Consider the following 13,229-nt stretch of genomic DNA (forward strand, 5'->3'; position numbering starts at 1 on the left):
GATGTAGGCTTCCCCAATAACCGACACTCCCGCTTCCTCCTTACCGTCATCCCCGCGAAGGCGGGGAACTAAGGAAATACCCGAAGGTGTAGGAAAATCCGTGGGTGGTATCAAAAGTTTCCGGCACATGGCCGGGACGACGATTGATGAAGGTTCCCCTCTATAACTGTCATCCCCCCGAAGGCGGGGAACTATGGAAACCCCCGAAGGTGTAAGAAAATCCGGGGGTTGTATCAAAAGTTCCCGGCGCAAGGCCGGGACGACGATTGATGTAGGTTCCTCCGATAACCGTCACCCATGCCAGATACATCCGTCACCCCAACCCATTACAGCCATCATTCCCGCTTCCTCCTTAATATCATCCCCGCGAAGGCGGGGAACTAAGGAAACACCCGAAGACGTAGGAAAATCCGTGAACTGCATAAAAAAATCCCGGCGCATGGCCGGGGATTTTTAAGAAAGGTAAGTTGTTCAGTGGTCCTCAGAGAAAACCGAGGGACACATTATTTAACCCGCATACCAGGCTGAGCGCCTTCATTTGGCTCAAGAATGTAAAGCTCTTTGCCACCAGGGCCGGCGGCAAGTACCATGCCTTCAGACATACCAAAGCGCATCTTGCGCGGTGCCAGGTTGGCAACCATAACGGTGTGTTTGCCAATCAGGTCTTCCGGCGCATACGCTGATTTGATGCCAGCAAATACCTGACGGGTTTCGCCACCTAAATCCAGCTCTAGTCGTAACAGCTTGTCGGCTTTCTCGACGTGCTCTGCGTTGGCGATGCGCGCGATACGCAAGTCAACTTTCGCGAAGTCGTCGAAAGAAATGGTTTCACTGATTGGATCTTTCGCCAAGGGGCTGTTCGGATCGATTTTCGGCTTAGCCACCAGGCTTTCTTTTGATGCTTCAACCATCGCTTCAATTTTGTCCATTTCGACACGCTGCATCATTGGCTTGAACTTGTTAATGGCATGACCGGTTAGTACTGACTGGCTGCTTTCCCAGGTTAGTTCGTCGTTCAGGAAGGCTTCTGCTTTTTCAGCGAGTACAGGCAATACCGGCTTCAGGTAGGTGACCAAAATACGGAACAGGTTGATGCCCAATGAACACACGTCATGAGTAAACTGCTGCTTGGTTTCGTCTTTAATAGTTACCCAAGGCGCGTTGGTGTCGATAAACTGGTTAGCTTTGTCTGCCAACGCCATAATTTCGCGTATGGCTTGGTGATATTTGCGCTTTTCAAATAGCGCAGCAATAGGCTCAGCCGCGTTTTGGAACTGAGCAACCAACTCAGGTTCAAGCACGTTGTCCGATAGCGTGCCGTCGAAACGCTTGGTAATAAAGCTCGCACAGCGACTGGCAATATTCACTACTTTGCCTACCAGGTCAGAATTCACCTTTTGCGCGAAATCTTCAAAGTTCAGGTCGATATCGGTTACGCCGTCACCCAGCTTAGACGCAAAATAATAGCGCAGGTATTCCGGGTTCAGGTGGTCAAGGTAGGTGCGGCCTTTAATGAACGTACCGCGAGACTTTGACATCTTGGCGCCGTTAACAGTTACGAAGCCGTGAATATTTACGCCACTAGGCTTGCGGTAACCCGCACCTTCCAGCATCGCAGGCCAGAACAGGCAGTGGAAATACGTGATGTCTTTACCAATGAAGTGGTAAAGCTCAGCGTCTGAGTCTTTGTTCCAGAAGCTATCGAAATCGACGTTGTTGTTGTCACAGAAATTTTTAAAGCTGGCCATGTAGCCAACCGGTGCGTCTACCCAAACGTAGAAGAACTTGTTAGGCGCGCCGGGAATTTCGAAACCAAAGTAGGGGGCATCACGGCTGATGTCCCATTGTTGCAAGCCATCTTCAAACCATTCCTGCAGCTTGTTGGCCATTTCTTCCTGAATGGCACCCGAACGGATCCAGTCTTTCAGCATACCTTCGAACTGAGGCAGGTCGAAGAAGAAGTGCTCAGACTCTTTCAGAATTGGTGTTGCACCTGATACCACTGAACGTGGGTTTTTCATTTCAGTCGGGCTGTAAGTTGCACCACATACATCACAGCTGTCGCCGTTTTGATCTTCTGCATTACAGCTCGGGCAGGTACCTTTAACGAAGCGGTCCGGCAAGAACATGTTTTTTTCCGGATCGAACAACTGGTTAATGGTACGCTTGCTAATGTAGCCCGCGGCATCCAAACGACGGTAAATCTCTTCGCAATAATGCTGATTTTCCGGTGAATGCGTAACATAATAGTTGTTGTAATCAATATGGAAGTCGAGCAGGTCCTGATGGTGTTCTGCGCGAGTTTGAGCCACCATTTCTTCCGGTGTAATTCCCAATTCCTGGGCTTTTAACATTACCGGCGTACCGTGTGCATCGTCGGCACAAACACTGTAACATTCGTGTCCGCGCAGGCGCTGGAAACGCGTCCAGATATCGGTTTGGATATGCTCAAGTAAATGGCCCAGGTGAATGGAACCATTGGCGTAAGGTAACGCACTGGTTACCAATATACGGCGCTTGCCTTGGGGAAGCTGACTCTGTTCTGACATAGACTATTATTGTTCGGCTTTTAAGCTAATGGAAATGGCGCAAATACTAGCGGAAATGCGCTTTTTTTGCATTAAGTAATGTTGTAAAACCTTTAAATTTGCAGGTAATCCATGTTTTTTTCCGGTCGAGCTAAAAAACCTGACGCAGTTATTCAATTTATTGCCGAAAAACTGGCCAGCTATTTTTCCGTTGAAGCCACTGATGCGATACGTTGGTGTGCGTTAAATGACAAACAGGTTACTGTCACGTTTCCGTTTGTGTGTAAAACCCAGTGGCCGGCAATTGAAGCGTTTTTGCAGCAAGCATTGAACAACGAGAAAAGCACTGAGAAATACATCGGAGTGTCGGTAACCCTGACCCAGTCCATTCAAAGTGGGCAAACGTTAAAACCACCGGTTACCAACGTGCGAAACATTATCGCTGTAGCTTCTGGCAAAGGCGGGGTAGGAAAGTCCACCACCAGTATTAATCTGGCCAGCGCGCTGCTTCAGGAAGGCGCGACAGTGGGTATTCTGGATGCGGATATCTATGGCCCATCTGTGCCAATTATGCTGGGAAATACTACGGAACGGCCGCAAACAGCTGATAACAAGCATATGCAACCGCTAAAGGCTCATGGCTTGGTCGCCAATTCAATTGGTTATTTGGTACCCGCTGAAGATGCTGCGATTTGGCGAGGCCCCATGGCCAGTAAAGCACTCGCGCAGTTGATAAATGAAACTCTATGGCCAGTGCTGGATTATTTGATTGTAGATATGCCACCGGGTACCGGCGACGTGCAGCTCACCATGGCCCAGCAAGTGCCGTTAACTGCTGCCGTTGTGGTAACAACGCCTCAGGATCTGGCATTGGCCGATGCCCAAAAAGGCATTGCGATGTTTAACAAAGTGAACATTCCTGTGTTGGGTCTGGTTGAAAACATGAGTTACTACCAGTGCACCGCGTGTGGCCATAAAGACTATATCTTTGCCAAAGATGGCGGGCAGGCACTGGCTGAACGTTACGGATTACCTCTACTTGGCGCATTACCCCTGAATACAACCATTCGCGAACATGCGGGCAACGGCAAGCCGCTGCTGGTAAGTGAGCCAGATCATGTGTTGTCTGACGCTTACCGTGATATGGCCAGAGCTGTATCCATGCAATTGGCGCTGACCGTGCCCGAATCGCAGCATGGCGCGAAGCATATCAAAGGCGATCCCATTGTATTTAATCCGGTAGATAACTAAAAAGCAGGGGCAGGGCAGTTTCGCTGCAATTCAGATTGATTGCCAGCTATGACCACCGCATAATACGCCCCTAAACAATCTTTGCCGTTTATTGTTAACGCCATTCTAAGCCAATACAGAGACATTCTATGCGATTAAGCGACCGTGACATTTACGACCATTTGCAGTCTGGCAAAATCATCATTGATCCCCAGCCGGGCTACGAGCACATCAGTGGTGTAACGGTAGACATGCGCCTGGGTAATAAATTTCGCGTGTTTGAAGATCACGCTGCGCCTTACATTGACCTGAGCGGCCCGAAAGCCGAGGTACAGGCAGCGCTGGAGTCGGTAATGAGTGATGAGATTGTGTTGCCAGAAGGCAAAGCATTCTTCTTGCACCCCGGTGAACTGGCGCTGGCCATTACGCATGAATCGGTAACCTTGCCAGACAACATAGTGGGTTGGTTAGACGGCCGATCTTCGCTGGCGCGACTGGGCTTAATGGTGCACGTAACCGCCCACCGTATTGATCCCGGTTGGTCTGGCAATATAGTGCTGGAATTCTATAACAGCGGAAAGCTGCCATTAGCGCTGCGCCCCATGATGAAAATTGGTGCATTGAGTTTTGAAGTGCTCAGTCGACCGGCGGAAAAACCTTACAACGCCCGCGTAGATGCAAAATACAAAGGGCAGGCTGGTGCAGTCGCCAGCCGTATTAGCTCAGACTCTCAGTCTTAAACGACATTTCTGACGTTTTTACGCCACAGGAAAATTGCTGCTTTTGTGCTCTGCAAAAGCAGCAAGCTCTATTGCTTATCTCTCTAATTCCTAAATGAATTTTACTTTTCTTAACGAATGACCCATCACTCCTTTTGTTAAAATAATGTTTATTTGATGCGCTATTTTCTTTACTTAATCGATTAAGTGTTCTAGGGTGTTATGCAACGTCTACTTAAACTATTAAGAGAAACCTATGCGTGCATTATTGCTTTTAGGCTGCCTGGTTAGCGGAGGGGTGTCCGCTGCTGAGTTGTCGGTTACGTCGCCCGATAAATCGATTCAGTTTACCTTTTCCGATGACAGTGGCTTTGCTCAATACGCTGTTACCTATAATGGCGAGGAACTGATGCGCCCCGGACGGTTGGGCTTTTCTTTTGCCGACGCAAAACCCATTTACAAGCAGCTGTCATTAAAAGAAGTCAGCCGCGATAGCGCCAATGAAACCTGGGAGCAACCCTGGGGCGAGCAGCGTCTAATCAATAATTACTATAACGAGTTGGTAGTCAATTTCAGTGAAAACGGCGATACGGATAATGCGTTTAAGGTTCAGGTGCGCGTATTCGACGATGGCATAGGTTTCCGTTATCACGTGGATGCCGATGGTCCGCGTACTATTACCCGTGAAATGACCGAGTTTTCTATTGTTGATTCACACACCTCTACCGCATATTGGATCCCAGGTCAGGGCTATGAGCGTCAGGAATACCTGTATCGTGAAACCCGTCTGCAGGACGTCGATAAAGCCAGTACGCCCATGACCATTAAACTGGCCAACGGCGTACATTTGGCTATTCACGAGGCCGCGCTGGTGGATTATGCCGGCATGAGTTTGAATCGCATGAATTTGGGCCGCTTCGAGGCTGACTTAGCACCGCGCGCCGATGGCGCAAAAGTACGCAAAGCAGGAAGTTTCACTACGCCATGGCGTACTGTGCAAATTGCACCGAATGCCGCAGGTCTTATTAATTCTTATCTTACGCTCAATTTAAACGAACCGAACAAACTGGGTGACGTAGATTGGATCACGCCGGGAAAATACATTGGGATTTGGTGGGGCATGCATATCCAGAAATACACCTGGGGTTCAGGTAAAAAGCACGGTGCTACCACTGAAAACACCATGAAGTACATGGACTTTGCGGCAAAACACGGTTTTGATGGTGTGCTGGTTGAAGGCTGGAATGTTGGCTGGGACGGCGACTGGATCCAAAACTCAGAGCTGTTTTCTTTTACCGAGAGTTACCCCGACTTCGACATAGAAAAAGTCACTGAGTACGGCAAAAGTAAAGGTGTGAAGTTAATTGGCCATCATGAAACCTCAGGCGGCATTACTAACTACGAAAACCAGATGGAAGATGGTTTCGCCCTGTACGAAAAATTGGGCGTTGAGCAAATCAAAACCGGTTACGTAGCACACGGCCAAAGCCTGAAACGTACCACTGATGATGGCATTAAACGGTTTGAATATACCGACAGCCAGCCTGTGGTGAATCACTTTATTCATAACGTGAACACGGCGGCTAAGTACAAGATCAGCATTAACACGCATGAGTCGGTAAAAGACACCGGATTGCGGCGCACCTATCCAAACTGGATCGCCCGTGAAAGTGCCAGAGGGCAGGAATATAACTCAGGCTGGCAATCGCCAAACCCGGCAGAACATGTTCCTATGCTGGCGTTCACTCGTATGCTTTCTGGCCCTATGGACTTTACCCCGGGCATATTTGATCTGGATTACCCGCCCATTCAGGGAGGGACGGAAGAACATGGTCGTACTAAATACATGCGGCCTCATACAACGATTGCCAAGCAGTTAGCCGAGTACGTAGTGATTTACAGTCCTATTCAAATGGCCGCAGATTTGCCAGAAAACTACGAAGCCAAGCCTGCGCCATTCCAGTTTATTAAAGACGTGCCCACCGACTGGGAAAAGAGCATAGCGCTGCAAGGTGAAGTGGGGGATTTTGTGGTGATTGCGCGTAAAGAGAAGCAGCACCGCCATTATTCTGGTAACGACTGGTATTTAGGTGCCATTACTAACGAAGATCCGCGCACGGTAAACGTTAAGCTGGATTTCCTGGAACCGGGTAAGACTTTTGAAGCGCAAATTTACAGAGATGCTAAAAGAACGGACTGGCAGACTAACCCGTACGAAATAGAGATTGTGAAACAAAAGGTCACCAGTGCTGACAGCCTCAAGTTATTTTTGTCGGCAGCCGGTGGAGCCGCAGTGCGATTCAAGGCGTTGTAATTTGCAATAAGGTTTCGTGAGCCGGGACTCTTTCTCTGTCTCGTCCCCATTGCGGTGGAAGAGCCGGGCTCACAATCGAATTCCGTATTAAACGAAATTTAAAACGCAGATACATAAAGCATCTCTATAGAAACGTAAACGGCCGGATTTCCCGGCCGTTTTTCGTCGTAATCTGAGAAAAGTACATTTGGTTGCACATTTATCCAACAATCAATTCATTAGCCAGATTTATGCGTTGCAATCACATTAAAAATAAGTACACTTGTCGACTCTTTCGGTCGGTGTGTAGCGCAGCCTGGTAGCGCACTGTCATGGGGTGTCAGGGGTCGGAGGTTCAAATCCTCTCACACCGACCAACTTCTCTCTTTTAAAGTGACACCCAACGCCGGCTCTACCCCATAAACGGGGGATCAGCATTCATCTTGTTCTATTAATTATTCCATCCCATCCACAATGGGTCATTACTCTAATTCTGTAATTCTCGAAGTTTCTAAAACCATACGCGCTTCTCGATATCATTTCCATTTTGTTGTGGAAGCCTTCTGTGATGCCGTTATTTCGGGTAAACCGCCACATCGCAACAATTGGCTCTGTAATTCCACCAGATTTGGCGCGCCACTTGTAAAACTGAGCAAAGCTCATACCGTGTTCGCGACAAAAATCTTGAAAAACCAAGCCATTTTAATTTTGCATGAGGAACGCCAGTATCTAGGTAGCAGTATATTTCGATTTACGTATAGAAAGCTCCTTTTTGTTTAATGGAATTTCCAACTAATAACCGGTACTACTTTTTTGAGGGGATTACAGTTACTCTTTTGTTCATTGGCTAATTCTCTCAAGATTATTAGCCTCCGACAAACGCGGAACGATTCACACTCCTATTTCTACAGTATTCTCTCTACTAAGAATTAAAATTTGTAAAAAGTAAGACAATTGACGTACCTTAGTAATTAGTTTCACTAGAAAGTAAATCTACCTTCGACATCACTTAATACAATAAATTTATGCTGAGGAGTTCAATAGAAAATTGTTTTGAGTGTTATTTAGGGACAGCAGTGTGATAGGGAGTAACAATGAGTAATGTAACAAATTTATTTGATCGCATATTTGATTGGGAATACATTTTTAGAATTAATAATTCAAAGTTTGCGAATAGTCTTACAATTTGGCTAACTGTTACTCCAATAATTGCTGTTATCGTACAGTATATCACTACTTCTAATCTTCTACTCTCCTCATCAGAGCCTGTAACAATCGAGCTACCACTATTTATTGCAACAATATATGTGTCTGCGTTGTGTATTTTACTTTCAAAACTGTTGTCATTGTCAGCTCCAGCAATATTTTTAGAAACAAGAAATTTCAAGCACTTTGAAGAGATCGGTATGGGTGTCGAACAGCTTAATGAATTTGTTGAAGGTGTATCTAAACCAGCAAATGAAGGCATGCAGCGAGAGGGCATTCGAAAAGTATATTGGGACTGCAGAAGAGCTCAAGGTGTAACAAGAAGGAAAAAGCGCCTATTAATCGCAATTTTGCACCTTGTAGCAGTATCGGCGTTTATCTACACATCTTTTCAAAGCGCCGTCAGAGTATTGGAGGTTTCACTATGAATTTAGATTCATATATGATCGCAAACGTTGAAGGTAATCGTGATCTAACATCAATAAAGGATAGCTTTAACGAGCCATTGATATTTAGAAAAATTGATGCAACTGAAAATTTTGTAAGTTCGAGTGTTGGTCAATACAACAAAAAGCGCTACGAAACTGATTTTTTTAATACTCCAACTCTACAAGAAATTTATGAAACCCTAACAGATAACGTCATTGGCATATGGGATGACAAAGGCGCCGTTTGTGATACTCAGACAGGATACCGCATTCCAATGAGTCGAAGCAGAGGTAAAGAGTATTTAATAGAAAGCGCAGAACATAATAGTTCAGATGAGTTTATAAACGAAAGTTATGTATCAATAAAAAATTGGAGTAGAGATCTCGTTAGGCAAGTTAATAATCCCACTAATAATGGTCGCTCTTATTGTCAGGTTATCTGTGGAAAAGTTGGCAGCGGGAAAAGCAGTTTCTTGGACTTCGCCTTAAAGCGCTTAAAAGAAACTTTTGAAAATGAGGGCATTATCGTATCTCGAGTTAACTATGAGCCATCAGTAATGACTGAAGTACATGAAGATGGCTTCTGGATAAAATACTTCAGAAATGAAGTCTATGTAGGTCTATTAACTTATTTGTGTAATAGCTTTAAATGGAGAAAAAAGTTTTTCACTGCTGCATTAGAAATTTTGGATGCAGATAATTCGTCATTAATAAAAAAATTATTCGAGCTTGAAACTAAAGACGTTGAAGCCAGTTTACTCGTTGAAAACCTTTCGAAACGAACAGACATTGAAGAATTAAATGACATTTTGTCATTTATGCAGCGGAAATTAGGGTTAAAATATTTAGTCGTTTTCGATGGTTTTGACAACTTCACTTTAGAAAGTATAACTGATGGTAATCAACAAGAAGCTTTCAAAGCAATCACTCAGATATGTATCAACCCTCTTCCATACATAAAGATCGACATTCGCACCCTAATGACACTTAGGAACTGTACTCATGCATATTTTGAAATGAACATCACAGAGCGAGAAAATCGGGCGAAAAACAGGCATGTCAATAGGAAGTTATTACCAGTGGGCTTAGATGCCATTTACAATCGGATTGCATCTATTCTCTGTAAAAAATACAAAAAAAAGAAGTATATTAAACAAGATAAAGAGTTAGTTTACCGGGCTGTGATTAGTATTGTCGAGCGCATTAAAGATGCATTCGGCCTTCACGATGATGAGCAAATTGTCCACCTGTGTAACCACAACTATCGTCGAGTTACTGCATTTTTACTTGCTATATTTGGCCACTTATTTTTCCGAATTAAAAACCTTTATAGTACCAGCGATAAAATTGAGTCCTTTGATTCAATAATGAAAAAATTTTGTTCTCAGCAATTTTTAGAGGATGAACTATCTATACATATTATTCATGAAATTTTTATACTGGGTGATACTTCGAAATTCGAAAATTACTATCAGTCCGCTAGTGGAGGGGAGCTAAAAATAAAAGAAAAAGAAGGGTTTAGTAAAGGAACTCAGTTTAGCGGTGGAGGTTATATAGACAACATATTCAATTATTCACTTTCTCCAAAAAATAGCGAACAAATTCCTTATCTACTAATCAAAATTAGAATTTTACAGATAATACTAACCAATAGTCATAATGAAACAATTAAGGAGCTTAACTCAACTGACTCTGCGACTCATAAGTCTCAAAAAGATATAGATGAGTACCTTCAAAAATTGGGGTACTTCCTTCCTGATGACGCATTAGAGTTTACATTAAAAATGATGATTATGAGTGGATGGCTAAGGGTTCGTTTTAGAGATGGGCACTTGAAGTACAATATCACGCGACTTGGAGAGTTTGTTGTGTTGTCGTTTTGCACTGAAATGCGCTACTTAGAAAATATAATACAACGAACTAAGTTACCTCGAAACATAGCTATGATGATGTGGGGTGGAGGCAAGTATATGTCTTCAGGAAAAATATCCTCCACAGAAGCACAAGCAAAATGGCTTTTTCACTCAATAATAAATCTAAAAATTTTTATCTCCTATATCAGAACAATAGAGATACGTGAGAGTGACAAGGTAAAAGCATCTGGCGACGAGAAACTAATGACTTGGTATTCGGATTGGTGTCTTCACGAAAAAATGAAAAATCATATATCGGAATCTGTGTTGGGAGTACTTTCAACCTGGGGAACTCGTAGAGGTCTGTCTATAAATTTGGATGCTTTGAATAGAGAATTGAAAAAACTAAACACACAATAAGTGTAAGTTGCGAACATAGGTGCAATTTATTTCAAAAAAGTAAATTTATCGATATTATCTTTCAATTCAGTAAGCTTGTAAGTAATTGTTCAACAGTTCTCCCTGCTCAAGTCACGAAGGAACTGCCATAATTCATAACAGCGATAAACCAACGGATTAGCTCAGCCATCCTTTGCGAATGCGGGAAACGCGATAGCGCCATACGCAAGCGGCAAAAACAATGAATGCCGTGTCGATAACCAGTGAGTTGGCCACCAGAACGTCCGGGTAATGCACCACGATATGCGTGACTGGCAATAAAACAAGCAGTGCCGTAAGTATTTTCAGCAAACTCATGTGTGTCTTAACCAGGGTTTTCTGCAACAGTGCGCCAATTAGCACCGCCGTTAATACAACCCAGAAAACCGGCTTGGTCGGCAGCCCGATAACCAGAGAGGTGATAGCGGCAATCACCATTGCAATGGGCGTTCCCCACACTGTGCCCATCCAAAGTTGGTTTAGCACATCCTGCTTCTGGCGTTTTGCCAGCCACAGGTTTATTCCCGTTACCGAAATTATCGTAAGTGCGAAGCCCATTAACCCGAAAAAGATTTTCATGGCTTCAGGCCCAAAGTGGCCAAAGTGAATGCGGTACACCGAAAAAATCGCCTGCTGCCCGGCTTTGCCGTCGGAATACCCCACTTTGTTAATGTAATTGCCGTAGGAGTCAAAGCGGTACTGTTCAGCGTAGATCAGCTTATCCATGTGCTGCGAACTCAATAAGATATACTGGCCGTCCCGCGTGGCATTCTCGAGCGTTACGAAAATGGGCTGAGTATCAGGCGCAATGCGTTTTAATTCAGACAACGCCCCCGCTATGTTCGCTACCTGAGGTTGCGCTTCTACCTGTATGGATGAACCGTAGATGTCGGCAAACAAATCCATTTTGTTACCGTCATACAGCGCATCGGCGTAAAATGACGTGAGGAACGACGCCAGGCCAAAATACACACCGGTTAGCGCAATCATTAAATGAAAGGGGAGTCCCCACACGCTCATTCGATTGTGCAAATCACCTTGAGTTAGCTGTTCGTTATTGCCGGTACGCAGGCGAAATGCGTCTTTAAAAATACGCCTATGGGCAATGATCCCGGAAATAATCAGTGCGCTTAGCATGGCCCCTAACATACTCACTATCATCATGCCCGTGTCTTCAGGCAAATGCAGTGCAACATGCAAATCTACAATCAAATCAGTAATGGGGGTACTGGAAGGTTCACTCAAGGTGCCATCAGGCGCAATGTTCCACACCTCGCCGTCTGCACTAATACGCGCACGAGGCAGGTCCTGTGTTGGCAAGCGCACAACAATATCGCCTTCCGCGCTGCCGCCTTGCATGGTTAAAAACTGCTCGTAGGCAGCCTGAATGGTGTCAGGTGAATAATCGAGGTTGTCTGCGATGTGGGGTTGTTCCCAACGCAGCAGTTCCTGTGAAAACACCGAAAGCGCACCGGAAAAGCACACCCAGTACATCAGCACACTCACGGCCAGCCCAATCCATGCATGGCTTTTTAACGCATTTTTATTGGCGTTGGGAGAAATCGAAATTTTCATACTAAACACTGTAAATTAGCAAATAACTCAACGCGCCAATGACGCTGACGGATATAACCGGTCGCCACTCTGTGTTGTCGGCACACAGCCAGTAAACAAACGCCCCCCACAACACTGGCATGGTGTATATGCCCAATGCAATCTGGTCCACCCTGTCCACGGGCAAAGTCGTGGTCCACACAACGGTGAGTAGCATGGCACTTATGGCGCAAAGAAATATACAGGCAGCGGCTTTCAGCAAGCGTAGCGTTAAGTGACTGGCGCCCGGCCATTGCATACCCGACTCAAAGGGCAGCACAACCCGCTTGATATCTTTGTCTATGCGCTGTCTGGCGAGGTAAATCCAGGTCCAGGCCTGCAGTGAAAACGCCACAACGGCGTAACAGGTGCCCAGTTCAGGCCCGTGTTCAAGACACCATAGCCAAAGGCTGACCAGCATCAAACCAACCGCAAAGCCTTTCATGAGTCGCCCGGTATTAGGCTGATGGGTGCGCCAGGCTGCATAAAACAGCCCAACCGCAAAAGCGCTGCCGGCGAAGGCAGCGAGAGATAACATCATGGTTTACCTATTAAAAGCTCACTGACGCCGATAGCTTAACCGTTCGCGGTTCACTCAGCACCAGATAATTAGAACCAGGATAACCACCAACAGAGGCCCAGTAATTGCTGTCGAACACGTTGTCGATGCGAGCACGCAGCGTGATGTCGGTCAAACCAACCAGGAAGCTGTAACGCGCACCAATATCAAAGCGGTTCGATGCATCAACTTCCAGACTGTTGTCTGCACTGGCGTATTGCTCTGAGGTATAGGCTGCACGCGCGTCCAGAGTAAGACCAGGTACAGCAACCACATCCCACTCAACATTCACATTCAGTTGAAGCTCAGGTACGCCGATTGCGGTTTTACCGTCTAACAGGCCGTCCTGCGTTTTGGTCATTTCAGCATCCAGCCAGGTGAA

At 45.5% G+C, this 13,229-nt stretch carries 9 protein-coding genes, 1 tRNA gene and 1 pseudogene; 6 read left to right on the top strand and 5 right to left on the bottom strand.

Annotation, left to right across the window (positions count from 1 at the left end; translation table 11 throughout):
* Positions 1-503: 503 nt before the first annotated feature.
* Entirely contained in the window at positions 504-2,549 is a 2,046-nt protein-coding gene (gene metG, locus AC4MRN_RS14675; RefSeq protein WP_491203676.1) for a methionine--tRNA ligase, read from the bottom strand.
* A gap of 111 nt (positions 2,550-2,660) precedes the next feature.
* On the opposite strand from metG, the gene apbC reads away from it, so the two are divergent.
* From apbC to AC4MRN_RS14695, 4 genes are all read left to right on the top strand, one after another.
* Positions 2,661-3,779, top strand: a complete 1,119-nt coding sequence (gene apbC / locus AC4MRN_RS14680) for an iron-sulfur cluster carrier protein ApbC (RefSeq protein WP_491203677.1) — start codon at positions 2,661-2,663, stop codon at positions 3,777-3,779.
* Positions 3,780-3,907: 128 nt separating this feature from the next.
* Positions 3,908-4,498: a dCTP deaminase gene (gene dcd, locus AC4MRN_RS14685; RefSeq protein WP_073322120.1), complete on the top strand. Its 591-nt coding sequence runs from the start codon at positions 3,908-3,910 to the stop codon at positions 4,496-4,498.
* 235 nt (positions 4,499-4,733) lie between these two features.
* The gene (locus AC4MRN_RS14690; RefSeq protein ID WP_491203678.1) at positions 4,734-6,791 is read left to right on the top strand and encodes a glycoside hydrolase family 97 protein; all 2,058 of its coding nucleotides are present in this window, start codon (positions 4,734-4,736) and stop codon (positions 6,789-6,791) included.
* 279 nt (positions 6,792-7,070) lie between these two features.
* Positions 7,071-7,147 (top strand) — tRNA-Pro (locus AC4MRN_RS14695).
* A 61-nt stretch (positions 7,148-7,208) separates the two neighbouring features.
* Here AC4MRN_RS14695 and AC4MRN_RS14700 read toward each other — a convergent pair.
* A pseudogene (locus tag AC4MRN_RS14700) lies at positions 7,209-7,415 on the bottom strand (transposase); the annotation flags it as partial.
* A 449-nt stretch (positions 7,416-7,864) separates the two neighbouring features.
* Here AC4MRN_RS14700 and AC4MRN_RS14705 point away from each other — a divergent pair.
* Positions 7,865-8,404: a hypothetical protein gene (locus tag AC4MRN_RS14705; RefSeq protein WP_491203679.1), complete on the top strand. Its 540-nt coding sequence runs from the start codon at positions 7,865-7,867 to the stop codon at positions 8,402-8,404.
* Positions 8,401-10,677, top strand: a complete 2,277-nt coding sequence (locus tag AC4MRN_RS14710; protein WP_491203680.1) for a hypothetical protein — start codon at positions 8,401-8,403, stop codon at positions 10,675-10,677. Before AC4MRN_RS14705 ends, AC4MRN_RS14710 begins: the two co-directional genes overlap by 4 nt.
* Positions 10,678-10,833: 156 nt before the next feature.
* Here AC4MRN_RS14710 and AC4MRN_RS14715 read toward each other — a convergent pair whose 3' ends face one another.
* The 3 genes from AC4MRN_RS14715 to AC4MRN_RS14725 form a co-directional block, all read right to left on the bottom strand.
* Positions 10,834-12,270: a PepSY-associated TM helix domain-containing protein gene (locus AC4MRN_RS14715; RefSeq protein WP_491203681.1), complete on the bottom strand. Its 1,437-nt coding sequence runs from the start codon at positions 12,268-12,270 to the stop codon at positions 10,834-10,836.
* Between the two features lies 1 nt (position 12,271).
* Entirely contained in the window at positions 12,272-12,829 is a 558-nt protein-coding gene (locus tag AC4MRN_RS14720; protein WP_491203682.1) for a Rossmann-fold NAD(P)-binding domain-containing protein, read from the bottom strand.
* A gap of 10 nt (positions 12,830-12,839) precedes the next feature.
* Positions 12,840-13,229, bottom strand: a 390-nt coding sequence (locus AC4MRN_RS14725) for a TonB-dependent receptor domain-containing protein (protein ID WP_491203683.1), incomplete at its 5' end; no start/stop codon positions are given.

This window comes from Marisediminitalea sp. (assembly GCF_984433645.1).

Bases quoted from the DNA above. Each gene is read 5' to 3' on its own strand.
- metG (WP_491203676.1), bottom strand. From the start codon at position 2,549: ATGTCAGAACAGAGTCAGCTTCCCCAAGGCAAGCGCCGTATATTGGTA.
- AC4MRN_RS14720 (WP_491203682.1), bottom strand. From the start codon at position 12,829: ATGATGTTATCTCTCGCTGCCTTCGCCGGCAGCGCTTTTGCGGTTGGG.
- AC4MRN_RS14690 (WP_491203678.1), top strand. From the start codon at position 4,734: ATGCGTGCATTATTGCTTTTAGGCTGCCTGGTTAGCGGAGGGGTGTCC.
- AC4MRN_RS14705 (WP_491203679.1), top strand. From the start codon at position 7,865: ATGAGTAATGTAACAAATTTATTTGATCGCATATTTGATTGGGAATAC.
- AC4MRN_RS14710 (WP_491203680.1), top strand. From the start codon at position 8,401: ATGAATTTAGATTCATATATGATCGCAAACGTTGAAGGTAATCGTGAT.
- AC4MRN_RS14715 (WP_491203681.1), bottom strand. From the start codon at position 12,270: ATGAAAATTTCGATTTCTCCCAACGCCAATAAAAATGCGTTAAAAAGC.
- apbC (WP_491203677.1), top strand. From the start codon at position 2,661: ATGTTTTTTTCCGGTCGAGCTAAAAAACCTGACGCAGTTATTCAATTT.
- dcd (WP_073322120.1), top strand. From the start codon at position 3,908: ATGCGATTAAGCGACCGTGACATTTACGACCATTTGCAGTCTGGCAAA.